Origin of the sequence: Roseofilum sp. Guam (genome assembly GCF_017746735.1) — a bacterium.
In the GTDB taxonomy this organism is placed as follows: domain Bacteria; phylum Cyanobacteriota; class Cyanobacteriia; order Cyanobacteriales; family Desertifilaceae; genus Roseofilum; species Roseofilum reptotaenium.
Window position 1 is genome coordinate 92,338 of sequence record NZ_JAGHZN010000015.1, and the last position, 16,630, is coordinate 108,967.

The 16,630-nt window shown below is 44.6% G+C and carries 15 protein-coding genes and 1 pseudogene; 6 read left to right on the forward strand and 10 right to left on the reverse strand.

Annotated elements, in window-relative coordinates; genetic code table 11:
- Window positions 1–132: 132 nt before the first annotated feature.
- The 5 genes from J7529_RS07510 to J7529_RS07530 form a co-directional block, all read right to left on the reverse strand.
- Window positions 133–1,464: a calcium-binding protein gene (locus J7529_RS07510; protein WP_318728472.1), complete on the reverse strand. Its 1,332-nt coding sequence runs from the start codon at window positions 1,462–1,464 to the stop codon at window positions 133–135.
- Between the two features lie 99 nt (window positions 1,465–1,563).
- The gene (locus J7529_RS07515) at window positions 1,564–3,033 is read right to left on the reverse strand and encodes a hypothetical protein (protein ID WP_318728473.1); all 1,470 of its coding nucleotides are present in this window, start codon (window positions 3,031–3,033) and stop codon (window positions 1,564–1,566) included.
- Window positions 3,034–3,042: 9 nt separating this feature from the next.
- Window positions 3,043–3,393: a hypothetical protein gene (locus J7529_RS07520; protein WP_318728474.1), complete on the reverse strand. Its 351-nt coding sequence runs from the start codon at window positions 3,391–3,393 to the stop codon at window positions 3,043–3,045.
- Window positions 3,394–3,450: 57 nt separating this feature from the next.
- A complete protein-coding gene (locus J7529_RS07525; RefSeq protein WP_318728475.1) occupies window positions 3,451–5,592 on the reverse strand; it encodes a CHAT domain-containing tetratricopeptide repeat protein in 2,142 nt (713 codons plus the stop codon).
- Complete coding sequence (locus J7529_RS07530; protein ID WP_318728476.1) at window positions 5,561–6,922, reverse strand: tetratricopeptide repeat protein; 1,362 nt, start codon at window positions 6,920–6,922, stop codon at window positions 5,561–5,563. Before J7529_RS07530 ends, J7529_RS07525 begins: the two co-directional genes overlap by 32 nt.
- A gap of 255 nt (window positions 6,923–7,177) precedes the next feature.
- Between J7529_RS07530 and J7529_RS07535 the strand changes: the two genes are divergently transcribed.
- Entirely contained in the window at window positions 7,178–7,384 is a 207-nt protein-coding gene (locus tag J7529_RS07535) for a hypothetical protein (protein WP_318728477.1), read from the forward strand.
- Between the two features lie 67 nt (window positions 7,385–7,451).
- Here the strand turns inward: J7529_RS07535 and J7529_RS07540 are convergent, their stop codons facing one another.
- A complete protein-coding gene (locus J7529_RS07540; RefSeq protein ID WP_318728478.1) occupies window positions 7,452–8,711 on the reverse strand; it encodes a tetratricopeptide repeat protein in 1,260 nt (419 codons plus the stop codon).
- 91 nt (window positions 8,712–8,802) lie between these two features.
- Between J7529_RS07540 and J7529_RS07545 the strand changes: the two genes are divergently transcribed.
- A complete protein-coding gene (locus J7529_RS07545; protein ID WP_318728479.1) occupies window positions 8,803–9,210 on the forward strand; it encodes a nucleotidyltransferase family protein in 408 nt (135 codons plus the stop codon).
- On the forward strand, window positions 9,197–9,526 hold the full coding sequence (locus J7529_RS07550) for a DUF86 domain-containing protein (RefSeq protein WP_318728480.1): 330 nt from the start codon (window positions 9,197–9,199) through the stop codon (window positions 9,524–9,526). The genes J7529_RS07545 and J7529_RS07550 overlap by 14 nt, the downstream gene beginning before the upstream one ends.
- A gap of 86 nt (window positions 9,527–9,612) precedes the next feature.
- On the opposite strand, the gene J7529_RS07555 is transcribed toward J7529_RS07550, so the two are convergent.
- A complete protein-coding gene (locus J7529_RS07555) occupies window positions 9,613–10,443 on the reverse strand; it encodes a carbohydrate ABC transporter permease (RefSeq protein ID WP_318728481.1) in 831 nt (276 codons plus the stop codon).
- Between the two features lie 33 nt (window positions 10,444–10,476).
- Between J7529_RS07555 and trmB the strand changes: the two genes are divergently transcribed.
- Together trmB and uvrC are read left to right on the forward strand one after the other, a co-directional pair.
- Window positions 10,477–11,106, forward strand: a complete 630-nt coding sequence (gene trmB / locus J7529_RS07560; protein ID WP_271942521.1) for a tRNA (guanosine(46)-N7)-methyltransferase TrmB — start codon at window positions 10,477–10,479, stop codon at window positions 11,104–11,106.
- Window positions 11,107–11,153: 47 nt separating this feature from the next.
- Window positions 11,154–13,028 (forward strand): excinuclease ABC subunit UvrC, encoded by a 1,875-nt coding sequence (gene uvrC, locus J7529_RS07565; protein ID WP_318728482.1) that lies wholly within the window; start codon window positions 11,154–11,156, stop codon window positions 13,026–13,028.
- A gap of 85 nt (window positions 13,029–13,113) precedes the next feature.
- Here the strand turns inward: uvrC and J7529_RS07570 are convergent, their stop codons facing one another.
- Together J7529_RS07570 and J7529_RS07575 are read right to left on the reverse strand one after the other, a co-directional pair.
- Window positions 13,114–14,412, reverse strand: a complete 1,299-nt coding sequence (locus tag J7529_RS07570; protein WP_318728483.1) for a homoserine dehydrogenase — start codon at window positions 14,410–14,412, stop codon at window positions 13,114–13,116.
- Between the two features lie 44 nt (window positions 14,413–14,456).
- The gene (locus J7529_RS07575; RefSeq protein WP_271942513.1) at window positions 14,457–14,969 is read right to left on the reverse strand and encodes a hypothetical protein; all 513 of its coding nucleotides are present in this window, start codon (window positions 14,967–14,969) and stop codon (window positions 14,457–14,459) included.
- Window positions 14,970–15,086: 117 nt separating this feature from the next.
- On the opposite strand from J7529_RS07575, the gene J7529_RS07580 reads away from it, so the two are divergent.
- Window positions 15,087–16,085 carry an aspartate carbamoyltransferase catalytic subunit gene (locus J7529_RS07580; RefSeq protein ID WP_271942510.1) on the forward strand — a complete coding sequence of 333 codons (999 nt, stop codon included), beginning with the start codon at window positions 15,087–15,089 and terminating at the stop codon, window positions 16,083–16,085.
- Between the two features lie 315 nt (window positions 16,086–16,400).
- On the opposite strand, the pseudogene J7529_RS07585 reads toward J7529_RS07580, so the two are convergent.
- Window positions 16,401–16,630 (reverse strand): annotated as a pseudogene (locus J7529_RS07585) (IS701 family transposase); the annotation flags it as partial.

Consider the following 16,630-nt stretch of genomic DNA (forward strand, 5'->3'; position numbering starts at 1 on the left):
GAAGTTCGGAGAGTGAGGGATAACGACGCAATAGGGGATTAAGCAAAGCCACGGCTAGTTATGCGGTAAGGGGAAAAAGTTTACAATTCTTAATATATCAAAGAATCCCTCAAACTCTAAGAGGATTTCAGGCTAGGAAACCATTCCCATATCAATAGGGATAAGACTATTGGCCTCTAAACTATTGGGCGGCACATTACCGATGATACCGAGAATCGGGCCAGAGGCACTCAGACGAATGACTGTATTGCCAGCAATATCGTCTAAGATGAGATTCTGGGGATTAGTTCCTGGGGTTAAGGCGATGCGATCGATCCCCACTTGAAAATCGGTAATGAAATCAGCTTGTAGAATATCATTGACGGCGGCACTGGTGCGTAGCATAAAGACATCTGCTCCGAGTCCTCCCGTGAGGATATCTGCCCCTAGATCGCCGCTTAGGGTATCGTTGCCATTATCGCCGCTTAAAGTATCATTTCCTTGCCCCCCATAGAGCCAATCGTTCCCTTGTCCCCCATGGATAAGGTCATTACTGGCATTGCCCAGAAGGGTGTCGTTGTCGGGATTACCATAGATTTCATCATTGCCAAATCCACCGAAGAGGAGATCGTTGCCTTGTAGACCGAAAATGCGATCGCCAATGGGTTTGCCCTCAATTACATCATTCCCTGGAGTACCTGGGGGAATAGGAGTCAGAAGACTATTCAACCCATTAATCAGGGCATTTAAAGTCGGATTAGTGGCGCTCGCTCCCATCAAAGTATTGAGGAGTTGATTGGGGTCAATTGAGGATAAATCAGTTAAGTAAATACGATTATCTGTAGGGTTGCTATCGATATCTTGGATATCAATCAGAACGGTTCCACTCAGGTTAGAGGCAGCATTTTGAGGAACGAATTGTACTGAACCCAAGGGAGAGGTCAGACTAACATTGAGAACTCCCCCATTGACTTGTAGGGTTAGTTCATTGGGTGGTGAAGTATCGACATAAAATCCGCGATCGCCTTCCCATCCGAAATTAGCCTGTAATTGTGCATCGAAGACTAAGGAAGCAGAGTTATTCACATTAATACCCAAGTTGGGTAAACCGAGACTGTTGGCAATTTCAGGAGTCAGGGTTAAAGGAGGAATCGGAGGTTTAAGTTGGGCTTGAAAGGCAATATTATTATTTTGCGCTGAGGTGATGCTTACATCTTGGCTATTGACCGTATTATCACCGTTGATATCCTGTAACCAACCTAGACCATTGGGCCCCAAAGCTTGCCCTAATCCTTGTTGTACGAACAGTGGATTCGTGCTGCTTTGAACTAAGGGCAGTAATCCGATTAATTGATTAATTTGAGTTTGAAGGGTTTGGAGATTGAGATTAGAATTGGGAGAGACTAAGTTTAAATACTCTTGAGCGAGGGTGAAGACTGGCTCAAGACTTTGGGCAATGTTCGAGGGGTTAATTGGATTGTTCATGAGTCAAAGAGTTTCGCCCTAGGAATGGATAATTTGTCAACTATTTTTCCTTAAAATTCTAGCATGTAGAGGCAGAAAATTTGCTGCTTTTACTTGAGATTATTTTTTCTTCAGGCAATATTTTTCTTGGCTAGATTTGAGCTGTTCTAAGTTACGCTGATGTTTAATCCATCTTCGGGCCAATTTCCAAGCACTAAAAGAACACAAAAAACTCCCGACTAAAGCAATCAGAAAGGGAAGGGGAAATTGAAGGTCTAATTGTTTGGGATTCGGGAAATCCCAGGGTTCGGTCATTAAACCAGAGGTTGAAGCAACGATCGCCCCCGCAGCGATACCGAAACCAATCGCCTGGATATGGTCTTGCAAAGCTTGGTTTTGCTCCTGTAGCTTGCGATCGCTCTCTGCTTGTTCGATCTCGACTAAACCGCGAATGGTCGCGATCGCCTTATCCACCAAATAAGACCCTTGATCGAAATATCCCAGATCGCCTTTAATTTGATCTTCTAAGGTTTTGGCAATCTTGGTATTGAAAATCGATAAAATACTCAAATCTTCATCAGGAAGTATCCTTTGAATCCCATCAATTTTTTCCGCATAATTATCTCGATTGATTTGGATAGTCAGATGCCAATTGGTCAGGCGGTCATATTGGTCAGTATAATCTAAATTGAGCTTGGGCAACGTTCGTAAATCTTTTTTTAGCTCTTCCAAATAAGTCTTTAAAACAGTTTGGTTTTGATCGGGAAGTTTTTCTGAAAGACTCGAAAAAACATCTTTGATTTCACAATACTCTTTTTTAACTTTAGTGAACGTTAAGCGACTTTGCTGATAAGCTGTCGTCACCTTGTTGCGATAAAAACACAGATCGACAATCTCTTGGTAAAAATCACCCAAATTTTGATCGGCAGCATCATCTAAAAACAGCCACACCAGATAATGCTCGATTTTTCCATCCTGATTCGGATATTTAGGAGAGCCGAATTCATAAATTGGACTCCCAAAAAGATGTCCCGACTGATAGAGATGGGGAGGGTTTTGGTCATTGAGAAAGTTTTTCAGGATGCTTTCCGCGATGCTCTGCCATTGGGTATGTTTATCTTTTTGTTCTTCGAGTAACCAAGCAGTAAGAAGAATGGTTTGCCCTAGGTTACTATTAATTTTTTGGGGACAGAAGCATTGATGCGGATTAAACTCTTGAAATATCTCGACTGGAACTGGTTGAGTGGGTTGATGGTCTGCATCTTTTTCCGGGATGCGGAGGTTTAAGGCGAGAGCATAGCTATCATAGATGAGCAGAGGACAAGCACAACCTGTAATTTTAGTTTGGTTGGCCAAAATTCCCTCTAATGGGAGGAGAATATTATCCTGGTTTGGATCGTTCCATAAGTTGATTCTCCGTTCTTCTTCTACAGTAGCGATCGGGAAAAAAGAATAGGAGAGTTTAAACTCATCAACCAAAAATCGATTATAATAATTCCAGAGATGTGCCGATCTGTCACTATCCTCAACTGTCTTACAGAGTTGAAAAGCAAACAAGTGGACATTGGGAGCGTAAACTGAAAGCCTCATAACGCTGGATTAATCCTGGGGATTCGATCGATCTTTTGGAGGAGGGTTAGAGGCTGGTTTATCTGCTTCGCGCTGGGTTTTTAGTTCATAAAGATTTTGGCGAATACCTGCTTCTGTTACTTCGGGAAGACGGCGACTGCTACTGAGTTCTCGGTTGCTGTTGGCAAACTGAATCAGGGTATCTCTCTCTTGAGTATGGCTTCTCATCCATCCTTTTAAGGCACTGGTGAGGTCTTCTTCTGATGCTTGGTCTAGATTGGCTAGAATTGGGTCTAGGGCTTGTAAGGCATCATCGCTAAAGTTTTGGGGTTGTGCCTTTAAACAAGCTGGAAAAATAGCCAGGAGTTCATATAGCTTCATGATTGTTCAATGGCTCCTCTAGAGGGTCGAGAAAATATTAATCGTAGTCAGAATGATTTATTGTCCAATGGCACAGAATGCTGCCCAATGGTAAGGAGACTCAAACAAGCGTTCTTGTTCATTATGCATATCAAAATCGATGGTGGCTTCAATTTGTTTCTGAATTGTCTTAGGAAAGGTTGCTATCCAGTTTACCAGATCGGTAACCGTCGCATCTCGCAACCAGATTTGGGCTTCTCGGAGGGCGAGGGGCACGGTTTCGCCATTTTTGACATTTTGGTAAAAGCGAATCATCAGCAAAGCAGTGGATAAATCGTTCACCGCCCACAGGGAACTAACCACATTGGGGGAACCCGCCAGGATAAAACCACTGGGTAAACCGATATATTCATCACTGGTAGAGGTGAAGTCAGTGATGCCAGTTTCGCAGGCGGAAAGGGTGACCAGACGGCATTTTGTCAAGTCGAGGCGCAAGATATCCTCCAAAGTCAGGCATTTGTCCAAGTCTAGGAAATTGCCATTTTCCAGAGGCAGGTAACGGGTTTCGTCATCCTGCGGTGGCGGTGGCTGCAAGATGCTCTTGGCAAGCAAGAGGGCAGATTGGAGGGGATTATTAAAGTTGAAGTAGCCGTGACAGGAGAAATGGGTGCAATGAGCGGTGTTGAGGTTGACGGCAGTCTTTTCCGCTTCCTCGTGTTTGAGGATGTGGTGGGGGTTGAAGTAATTTTGAATCGCTTCGACTTCGATATCGGTAAAGTCGAGGTCATTGGTGGGGTTTTGGATGGCAAAAAGTTGGTCAAAGTCCGGGCGTTGGTTGATGCGTTTTTGGGCTTGTTGCAGGACTTGGCAGTTAGGCGAATAATTCACTCCCTTAGAGAAGAGTTCCTGTAGGGTTTGACGCTGATTCTTTCCTGTGGCAATCGGTAAAGCATGGAGAGGGAACAGGTGCAGGAAGCGGTGAGGGATGAGGATGAGTTGTTTGCAGTTGGGGAATTTTTTCCGCAGGTTTTGCAGGATTTCATCCAGATGCAGGATTTGAGCGAGTTGTTCTAGGCGTTGGGGGAGTTGATTTTGCCATTGGGTTTTGTTGTTGCGGTAGTCGTTGATGTAACCAACTGCCCAGTCAATGAGCTTTTGTCGATCTTCCTCGGAAGATGTCCACAAATTGAGACTGTTGTTAGTGAGGGTAAAGGTGAGGAATTTGTCATCCAGGACATACCATTCTAAGATGACGGTTTCATCGTCAAGGAGAGATTGAATATCCGAGAATTTCAACGGTTTATAGGGATATTTAGCTTGGAATTCTTCCCGCAGTTGGGTGATGTGGGTATAGTCCGGGTTGGAGTCTTGTTTGAGGCGGCGGTCTTCTTCAGAAATCACTTGACGTAATTGTTGCAGGCGTTGGCGGACTTCGGAAGGAATTTCTCCCCCTGGGTATGCGTCACGGGTAGCGATGAGTTCGGTTAGGTTGCGGGCTTTACTGCGGTCTACATATTCGAGGGCGGTGGTGAAGTTGCCCAGTTCTAGACAGACTTCTACAATGACTTGGTGGAGTTTATTTAGGATATCTATACTGTTAAAAACCTCAGCCTGAGCATTTGTATCTACCTGTAAAAACTCAACTGTATCAGCTATAATGAGAGTCTCTTGCAATTTATCCCGATCGGTTTTAGGTGTGCTTTGACGACGATTTACTTGTTCTAGAAAATTATTTGTACTCTCTTCCCAAGATTTAGGAAAGCTTTGTTTTAGATTGCTTCGATTGAGAACTTCTTTAAATACGGATAAAGCAAGTTCTAGATAACCATATTGCTTATATGCCAATCCGAGATTAAATAATGCTTTTGTAGATTTTGTATCTAATTTCAGAAGGCTATACACATGAAGTGAAGAATTAAAGCAATGTATAGCACGTTCTGTATAGCTTTTTTCTGTCTTTGAGATCAACGATCTATCCGTATAAGCATATCCAATCTTCATTTGGTTATTTGCCCAAGCTAGAGATGCACTTAATTCTGTGTAAATTTGACTAGAATCTTCAAAGCATTTATGCGCTTGTTCTACCATCCCTGCTTTTAAGTAAGCCAATCCCAAGTTGGTATATGTTTGAGCTGCTTGATGAGGAAAGGCTTTTGCATTATAAACACTTAAAGCTTCCTTAAAGTAATTAATTGATTGAAGTAGATCTGGATTTATCATTGGAATGTTTCAAAGCTTTTTCCAAGTAAAGAGTACCTAAATTATTTTGAGTCCTTGCCCAATCTTCAGGAAAAGACTCACGGGATAAAACTTCTAGAGCAGCTTGATAATAGTTTATAGCTTGTTGAATATTTTCACTTCTATCTCCTCGAATGCGATCGCTGTAAGCTGCCCCTAAATTACTGTGAGTCCTTGCCCAGTCTTGGGAAAAGGCTTCACGGGTCAGAATTTGTAATGCTCCTTGATAACAGGATATCGCTTGCTCAATATTCTCGGCCCGTTCTCCCCGAAGGCGATTTTTGTAGGCGTTTCCTAGATTATTTTGCGTATTAGCCCATTGTTGGGGAAAAGCTTGGGGGGTATAAACTTGCAGCGCTCTTTCGTAAGCTGAGATCGCCTTTTCTAAGTTTTCCGCTCGATCTCCCTGAATACGGTTACTGTAGGTAGTGGCTAGATTATTTTGGGTCATGGCCCAGTCTTGAGGAAAGGCCTCACGGGTTCTCACTTGCAAAGCAGCTTGGTAACAAGCGATCGCCTGCTCCAAATTCTCTGCTCGCTCTCCCCGAATGCGGTTAATGTAGGCAGTGGCAAGATTATTTTGGGTCATGGCCCAGTCTTTGGGAAAGGCTTCACGAGTATAAACTTGCAAAGCAGCTTGGTAACAAGCGATCGCCCACTCCAGATTCTCTGCCCGCTCTCCTAGGATACGATATAAGTATGCATTGCCCAGATTGTTTTGCAGAGTTGCCCACATAGGTGGGTTAGTCTCTTGGGTAAAAACTGTAGAGACAATTTGATAACAGATAACTCCTATCTCCAGATTATTTGCATGACTGCCTAATGGAAATTTTTGAATTAAAGTCCCCAAATCTCCAATAGTTGCAGCTACGCTCTTCTTTATCTCTGGTTCCACTTTCTCAAGAGTCTGATTCATCCAAGCTTGCAGTATTTGAGCTAAGGTTAAATTCAATTTATCTAAGTTCTGTTCTAATAGCGGATAAACTACGCTTGGATCTCCCTTACTATCTAAAGTTGCTTGCAACACTTGCTCCAAAAATTGCTCATACTCTTGCTCTATCGCCTGCGGTTTCCTTTCCTCTATTTCCCTATTGATTGTCTTTTCTAACTCCTGCACAAGTTGTCGCAACCACTGCACCTCATTCTCCTTCCCTTCCCCCTCCATCTGCTCCGCAACGATCTGGCACACCTGGAGAAACGCTCCATCAACCAACTGGGCGTTCTCCGTGAGTATCCGTCCCTCTTCCCCATTGGGACAGGTGAGCAGTTGTTGAATTAGGTCGAGATAGGCGGCGATGCGTTGTTCATCCATGACGTTGCACCAGGGGATAGCACTGTGATTATTTTACCCCATGCCCACCCCTGTGCCCTGTGCGGAGATTAGAAACCGGGTTTCTGGAGCCACTCATTTAGGCGATCGCCTCCGATGCTCCTAGATCTAAATGATACAATTGTTGCAGGGTATCAATGAGTTGGCGATCGCCAGCCCGATACTACCAATATCCAAGAATAAGATAGCTTACAATCGCAATTAAACCCAGATCGCCTACAGAGCTAAACCCTTATCATGATCCCACAAACTACTCAACCTCAACCCATCGAAACGCGAGTCACAAATCTGGAGATCGAACTCACTCAAATCAAACAAATTTTAGCCACTGTCCCCTCTGCACAACAACCTTGGTGGGAACGCATTGCCGGAAGTCATGCCGACGATCCTACATTTGAAACTGTGATTCAACTCGGACAAGAATGGCGCAAAACTGCCCAATAAAGTGAGCAAAATCTGATGTATATTTTGGATACCGAAACCCTAAATAATTTTAAATTTTTAGTTGATATCACCTCTGCTCTAAATCAGTAATCACTTTCTCCAGATACCATTCTTGTGCCATTCCAGGATAATCTTGCTTCGCTTGATCAATCAGTCGTTGGGCAATTTCCCAATGACCTCCCACTAGACGCAATAACCGTTGACGTAGCAAAGATTCGAGTTGAATCGTGTTGGTTTGGGGAACAGCTTTTTGTAGTTTCTTCAATTGGGATAGGGACTGATCGTACTCTGACCATTTTTCTTGTTCGCAAAACTTACTAGCTGCCCGTTGATAGTCCGCAATAGCTTCACCCATTTCTTCTAAGCAAGCATGGGCAAGTCCTCGACTATAATAGGCTGTGCCATTATTAGGATCGAGATTGAGGGCGGCGCTATAGTCTTGGATAGCTTGAGCGTAATGACTGGTTAAGCGATACGCATCTCCTCTGGCGATGTAAATCAGGGGATCGTTACTCTCAGTACTCAACGCTTGATTAAAGTCTTCAATTGCGCCTAAATGATCGCCAATTTGGGCACGGGCTTTGCCTCGGTTGCGATAAATAATCGGGTCTTTAAAGTTAAGCGAAAGAGCGCGGTTAAAGTCAGAGATGGCGCTTTGATAATTGCCCAGTTGACAATAGATAATTCCTCGACAACCGTAGGCACGAGCGTCATTGGGATCGGTTTTTAAGATCCAATTCAATTCTTCTCTAGCTTCTTGGGGTTTTCCCTGTTGCGCTTTGTCAATGAGGTTTTGATAAAAGTCAGATTGGGTGACTAAAGGTAGGGATGGAGAGGTTAGTTGGGGGGTAGCTTCTTTGGGTTTAATTTGTTGAATCAGGGCTAAACAACGACTGGCGTTATCTTTGTCTTTTTGGTCTAAATAAAGGTGGGCAGCTTGTTTAAAGTTAGCGATCGCACTTTGCAGATTGCCCCGTTTGCGCTCAACAGTCCCCCGCAGTTGATACGCAGCAGCGAAATCAGGTTTGAGCTGAATCACCCAATTGATGTCTTCCAGGGTTCCAGGGAGGTTTTTGAGGCTAATGCGGGCAAGGGCGCGGGCATAGTACGCTTGACTATGGTAGCGATCGCGCTCTAGAGCTTGGCTATAATCGGAGATAGCTGGGTAGATTTGGCCAGAGTCAAAGTAGGCTAAACCCCTTTGATAGTAAGGATCTGCCCAATCTGGATTCAGGGTAATGGCTTCATTGAAAAGGGCGATCGCTCCCTCAAAATCCTGTTGATTTGCCTTTTCTATCCCCTCTTGATATAACTGCTGTTCAATCACAATATCTTTTGTAAAATAACTAAAAATAAAACCATATCGATGGGACTTAGACCCAATTAGATATGAATATTTTAACCATTAAATAGTAAAAATGCCAAATCAAAAACTAGAAATCATGACATTGCCAAACGAAAGTCCAACTCAGACCAAACCCCACTTATCTCTTGACCAGATTTATCAGCGTCTCAATACCACACCAGAGTATATAGCTGCATTCTGCAAAAAGTGGCAGCTTGTCGAATTTGCCCTGTTTGGCTCAATTTTGCGAGACGATTTCCGGGAAACTGGCAGCGATCCGAGCGATGTTGATGTATTATTTACTTATGGAGAAACTGCTCGTCAAAATCTCCTTTTGCTCGTCCGGATGAAATATGAGTTAGAAGATTTATTTCATCGTCCAGTTGATTTGGTTTGTAAAACCGCTCTTTTAGACGATCCTAATTATATTCGTGTTGGTAACATTTTACATTCTTTCCAGGTAATTTATGCAACGAGATAAAGAGTACATTTTAGATATACTCGAAGCTGCTCGCAAGATTTGTCGTTATACAGATGGAGTGACCTTTAACGAGTTTTCCACCAATGAAGAAAAGCAAGATGCGGTAATTCGTCGTATTACTATTATTGGTGAAGCAACTAAGCGCTTATCGGCTGAGTTTAAACAAAATCATCCACAAATTGAATGGCAAGAAGTGGCCGGTATGCGCGATGTCGTTGTTCATGATTACAATAGAGTTAATGTCCGCATGGTTTGGGATGTAGTACAACAGGATATCCCACAATTGATAAGCGTTTTAACATCACCCGAAGAGTAGGGATCGTAGTAGCTTGGCAACCTACACTCTTTCCCCCTTCTCCTGTGGGAGAAGGGGGTAGGGGGATGAGGGCAACGATCTCTCACCTAACCTTTCAAACCACTCCCCGCATCCGTAGACATAATATATCGTTGCACAAACATAAACAGCACTAAAATCGGTAAAATCGAAATCATCGATCCTGCCGCAATTAAACGCCAATCTAAAGAAAATGTTCCTGCTAACCGTTGAACCCCTAACGGAAGCGTAAACATTTCCGGTTGATCTAAAATAATCAGCGGCCATAAAAAGTCACTCCACGCTCCAATAAACACAAAAATTGCTAGAGTCACCAATGCTGGGCGAATGGCTGGTAACATGACACACCACCAAATTTCCCATTCGGAACAGCCATCCATACGGGCTGCTTCTTCTAGTTCTTTCGGTACACCTTGAAACGCTTGCCGTAATAAGAAAATCCCGAATGCAGAAGCCAATGACGGCAACATTACGCCTAAATATGTGTTTCTCAATCCCAATTGTACCATTAAAATATAGAGAGGAATCATTACAATTTGAAAGGGGATTAAAATCGTGGCCACAATCAGGCTAAAAATCAGTTGCCGTCCCTGAAAATTGAGTCTTGCTAAGGGATAAGCTGCCAGGGAACAAAAAAGTAAATTCAGTGCCACTGTCAAAGCAGAAATCCAGAAACTATTGAATAAGTAGCGGTCAAAGGGGTTCGTTTTCCAGACCTCAATAAAATTGCTCAGTGTTGGCTGTTCTGGAATCAGTTGGGGCGGGAATTGAAAAATATTTTCACCGGCTGATTTTAGAGATGTACTGGCTAACCACAGTAGCGGTAAGAGCATCATAAATGCTATAATAATCAATATCGTATAGATTCCTAGAGTGGGCCAGAATTTGGTCTTATGCATAGGAGTTAGGAGACAATAAAAGGGGGTTAAAATTTGGCACGAGTGCGTGTGCGTCAGCATGTTAATCCATTAAGCCGCAAATTTCAAGAGCCGGTAGGGATTCCCAATTGGTCAGAAATTTATCCCCATTTACAGCATCCTCTCCATCTCGATATTGGTTGTGGACGGGGGCGCTTTTTGTGGGAAATAGCGCAACAAAGAGGGGACTGGAACTTCCTAGGGCTAGAAATTCGGGAACCTCTAGTGACAGAAGCGAATGAATGGCGCGATCGCCAGAATTTAACGAATCTCCATTATCTTTTTTGTAATGTTAATATATCCCTAAAAGATATCCTCACGTCTCTACCCGAAAATACTCTACATTATGTGAGCATCCAATTCCCCGATCCTTGGTTTAAACATCGACATCAAAAACGGCGCGTGGTTCAGGATGAAGTGGTCGATATTCTGTCTCAGTTTATGAGTTCTGGGGGTCAGGTTCTCCTGCAATCTGATGTGGAAGATGTGGCATTACAGATGCGAAGTTTATTCGATAGGCACGCTGACTTTAGCTGTTCCCATGACTGGTTAGAGGAGAATCCTTTACCCGTACAAACGGAGCGAGAAATTGCAACCTATGCCAAAGGTGAGCGGGTTTATCGGGTGATGTTTGAACGGTTGTGAGGAGTAAGAAACCGGGTTTCTGGCTCCCAGCATTTCCTAAGTTTATTATGACCAATCAGAACAACTCAGAGTTCCTCTGTGAAAATCCAGAGCGCTTACAGCAGTATTTACAAGAAATTCCCAAACTACCTGGGGTTTACTTAATGAAAGATGCGGGGAACTCGATTTTATATATCGGTAAATCGAAACAATTAAGAACCCGCGTTCGCTCCTACTTTCGCGATTTTACCAGCCATAATGCTCGCATTGCCTTAATGGTACGGAAAGTCAGTGATATTGAATGGATTATTACGGATACAGAAGCGGAAGCGCTGGCTCTAGAATCGACGCTGATTAAGCGTCATCAACCGCGATTTAATGTCCTACTTAAGGATGATAAAAAGTATCCCTATGTCTGTATTACTTGGTCGGATAACTATCCCCATATTTTTATTACCCGCAAGCGCAAACCCAGAAACCCGAAAGATAAATACTATGGCCCCTATGTGGACGGGGGACAATTGCGGCAAACATTGGATTTGATTAAGCGAATTTTTCCCCAACGCCAGCGACCGAAACCGCTATATAAAGACCGCACTTGCCTTAATTATGATATTGGGCGCTGTCCGGGAGTTTGTCAACAGTTGGTTGAGGTGGAGGATTATCGGCAAATGATGCAAAAAATTGCCATGATCTTTCAAGGGAGAACGGCTGAGTTGGTGGAGGAATTGAGGCAGCAAATGCAGGAAGCGTCAGAGGCTCTCAATTTTGAATTGGCGGCTCAATTGCGAGATCAAATTCAAGGGTTGCAAGCATTAAATGCGAGTCAAAAGGTCGATTTATCGGACGATCGCGTTTCACGGGATGCGATCGCCCTGGAACAGGACGCAGAACGCTGCTGTATTCAGTTGTTCCAAATTCGTGCAGGTAAATTGGTGGGTCGGTTGGGGTTCTTTGCTCAATCTGGGGAACCAGGGTCAATTTTACAACGGGTTTTAGAGGAGCATTATCAAAGTGCTGAACCCCTGGAAATTCCGACGGAAATTTTAGTGCAACACCCTTTACAAGATGCCGAGTTTCTGCTAGAATTTCTGCACAATCACAAAGGCAAGAAAGTTACGATTCATGTTCCGCAACGGCAAAGTAAGGCAGAACTCATTGATTTAGTTTATCGCAATGCCCAAGCCGAGCTAAAACGAATGCAAAAATTTGGCGATCGCGCCCAACAAAGTCTCACTGATTTAGCCGCCATCCTCAACTTACCCGAACTTCCCCGACGCATTGAAGGTTACGATATTTCCCATCTGCAAGGGTCAAACGCGGTGGGGTCTCAGGTGGTCTTTATTAATGGAATGCCAGCGAAACAATATTATCGCCATTATAAGATCAAAAATCCAGCAGTCCAACCCGGTCATTCTGATGATTTTGCCTCCCTTGCAGAAGTCATTAACCGTCGATTTCGCCCCTTTCTGGACAATGCCCAACTTCCCCGTCAAGGAAACCCAGATTTTCCCGACTTACTGCTCATTGATGGAGGAAAAGGTCAGTTATCTGCGGTGGTTGCTGTCCTCTCTAAGTTAGAACTGTTACCGGATTTGCGAGTGATTAGTTTAGCCAAACAGGAGGAAGAACTGTTTCAACCGGGCGATTCTGCTCCTCTTCCTACCGATCGCGATCAACCCGGTGTGCAGTTACTGCGTCGGGTTCGAGATGAATCCCATCGCTTTGCCGTAAGCTTCCATCGTCAACAACGGGGCGATCGCCTCCTCAGTTCCCGCTTAGATGGAATTCCTGGATTAGGCTATGAGCGACAGAAGCAATTATACAAACATTTTCCGTCTTTAGATGCGATCGCCCAAGCCAGCACCAAAAAACTCCAACAAGTCCCCGGAATCGGCCCTAATTTAGCACAGAATATTTACGATTATTTTCACAAACAATAGAGGCAATATCGCACTTCGCGCTGTAGTAGGAGAATGGAGGGAGTACACAACAGACTCAATCTAGCTATTCCCTATTCCCTCGCACTTATAACACCCGAATAACACTCGGCACAGTGTCGATCTCCTCCAAATCTTCGACTTCTGCTAAGGCTTCTCTAAAATTGCCTTCACGGGTTTCATGAGTCACAATCACAATTTCCGCTAAATCTTCCCTGAATCCAATTTGTACCACAGACTCTAAACTCACCCCATGCTCGCCGAAAATCATGCCCAGATGACCAATAACTTTGGGACGATCTTTGGCAATTAAGCGGATATAAAAGCGACTCTCTAATTCCTCAACTGGAGTGAGGGTGCAATAGTGCTGATGGGTGCAACTGAGGAGGGGATGGGGGATGGGTTCGGTTTCCGTTTTCAGGATAGCCGCAATATTAATGATATCGGATGTAACCGCACTAGCCGTTGGCCCTGCTCCTGCCCCTTGGCCGTAGAACATCACCGGCCCGATGGGGTCTCCTTCAACTAAAATGGCGTTAAATACGCCATTGATACTGGCAAGGGGATGGCTCAAGGGCACGAGGGTGGGATGGACACGAATTTGGAGATGATCGATCGCATCTGGGGACGGATCTCGACGAGCGATCGCCAAAAGTTTAATCCGAAATCCCAGTTTTTGAGCATAACTAATATCGGCTGCACTAATAGAACGAATGCCTTCACAATGCACTTCCTCCCGTTTCACTCGCCCGCCAAAGGCTAGAGCCGCTAAAATGGCAATCTTATCCGCCGCATCCCAACCATCCACATCCGCCGTGGGATCGGCTTCCGCATAGCCTAAACTCTGGGCATCCGCCAGAACATCTCCAAAGTCCGAGCCTTCCTGTTGCATCCGGGACAAAATATAATTAGTCGTGCCATTAATGATACCAATTACGGATTGAATTCGGTTCACGCCCAAGGCTTGCTTCAGGGGATTAATCACCGGAATCCCGCCGCCCACAGCCGCTTCCAGCATCACGTAAACGCCCGCAGCATTCGCTGCATCATAAATTTCATCACCATATCGGGAAATCACGGCTTTATTAGCAGTCACCACATGCTTTCCATGGGCGATCGCCTGAAGAATGAGCGATCGCGCCGGTTCTAAACCGCCGATTAATTCCACCACAATATCCACTGCTTCATCAGAGACAATGGCTTCGAGATCGGTGGTGAGCAACTCATCTGGCAGTTTCACCGCTCTAGGTTTATTCAGATCTCGAACACCAACCCGATACAGGTTTAGGTCACCTAAGAGGGGATGCCGTCCTTCCGGGTTCAGTAAAATATCAACCGTTCCTGCTCCTACGGTTCCTAAGCCTAGCAAGCCAATGTTATATGCCACAGTACCAATCTTGAAAACAATGGATTATTTTTTAAAGCTTATCATCAAAACCCAATGGGTACACCGCGATCTGTGAATTTTACCTCCTCGATATTCCATCTAGAAGATTGGGTTAAAGTTTCCTTTAAACTGCCCAATAGAGCCATTCTTTCGCAAGTGGAGAGGGAGACAAACAAACGCCCAGATTGGGGAGAGAGACGAAAATCAATGGTAAGGCTATTATCTGTTGGGTTGGGTTGCAAGCGATAACCGGCGATCGTAAAATCGGCTGTTGTTCCCTCTTCGATCGCGTTATGGATGGTTGCTTGCAGAGCATTTTGCTCAGGGACTTGGATCGACTTCTCTACAAACGATTCACAGAAGGGATCGAGCTGGTATACCGTCATCTCGATCATCTCCACCGCAGGAGTCGGTTCAAGCCTTTGGGCAATTTTGGGGACTGGTGCAGGGGTAGGTGTGAGTTCCGTGGAATGGCTGGAGGTGCATCCAGTCACAATGAGAGCGATCGCCAGACTCAGGGGAGCGATCGATCCTTGACGGTTCAAGAGAAGGAGCATAATACGTAAGAAGTCATGAATAAGTTCGAGTACCTCTTCATCTCATTCATAGAAACCTGCATTTGATCCGCCGAATTTCCTGTAGAGTAGCTATGGCCATTTACCTATTACCTAATCATGACCTTTAACCACCCTCATATCCTCTCGCTAGCTGACTTCACCCCAGACGATTACAATGCCGTTTTACAAACAGCCGCCAGTTTTTCTGATGTCCTTTCTCGACCAACGAAAAAAGCGAAAAAACTCCCCACCCTCCAGGGACGAGTGGTAACCAACCTCTTCTTTGAACCGTCCACCCGCACCCGCAGCAGTTTTGAGCTAGCCGCCAAACGCTTATCGGCTGATACCCTCAATTTTGCTCCTGGTTCCTCTTCCCTCTCCAAAGGAGAAACCATTCTCGATACAGCTAAAACCTATTTAGCCATGGGAACGGATATTATGGTCATTCGCCATAAAGAAGCAGGGGTTCCCCAGGCGATCGCCGCTGAACTCGATCGCCTCAATACCCATGTTGGCGTTCTCAATGCCGGAGATGGTCAACACGAACATCCCTCCCAAGCCTTACTCGATCTCTTTACCCTTTGCTTCTTACTCGATCCCCAATCTCCCCGTTTAGAGTTACTCTCCGGTAAAAAAATTGCCATTGTTGGAGATATTGTTCACTCTCGGGTCGCTCGTTCCAATCTCTGGAGTTTAACCGCCACTGACTGTGAAGTTCACTTAGCCGCTCCGCCAACGTTATTACCCCAATTCTTTGCCCAATATACTTCTGGTCAGTTCCAAGAGCGCCCTGGAAAAGTCTTTGTCCATTGGTCAGTCGAACCCGCCCTCCAGGATGCTGATTTTGTTATGACCTTGCGCCTGCAAAAAGAGCGCATGACTCAACATTTACTGCCCAGTGCCCGGGAATACCATCATCGCTTTGGCATTACCCGCGATCGGCTCGAACTTTGTAAACCAGGTGTAAAAGTTCTCCATCCGGGCCCTGTGAATCGAGGGGTTGAAATCAGCTCCGATCTCATGGACGATCCCCAATTTAGTCTGATTTCCCAACAGGTTAGCAGTGGAGTATCCGTGAGAATGGCCCTACTCTATTTAATGGGAGGTGGGAAGTAGCGATCAACCGGTCAACGATAAGTCTCAATTGACTACTAATAACATTCAAGAAATATGTATCCTAGTGGTAGAGTCAACTGAGGCAAGTTTTAGGCAAACGCTCTACTGTCTGCTTTGGTTCAGAGAATTTTGTGGCTAATTTCACGAAGGAATGGGAATTGCAGCCAACGATAGAATGAGGATTTCAGCTTATATAAAACTGACATTACCTAGGATTATTTCAGACGGAGAGAGAGGGATTTGAACCGTAAGAGCTAGAAAAGCCAACGTTACTTAAAAAGCTCTATCCCTTGCCTAGCAGGACTTAAACAAATATCAACGCCAAAGCCAGCCTAAAGTTGCTTGGTAAGCGGTAAATACGTCCCGATTTTTCTCAAGCCAATGAAACGAAAAGACATTGCTGCACTCTCATGCTGACAAAGCTTCTGTAAATGTGTTTAATGGTCGATTGGCCCATTGCCTTCGTAGCCCACCTGTTAGCTTATGGTAAAGGATAAAAGTATAGGCACAAAATACTAAGATAAAATGGCGAAGTAAGCTTTTTT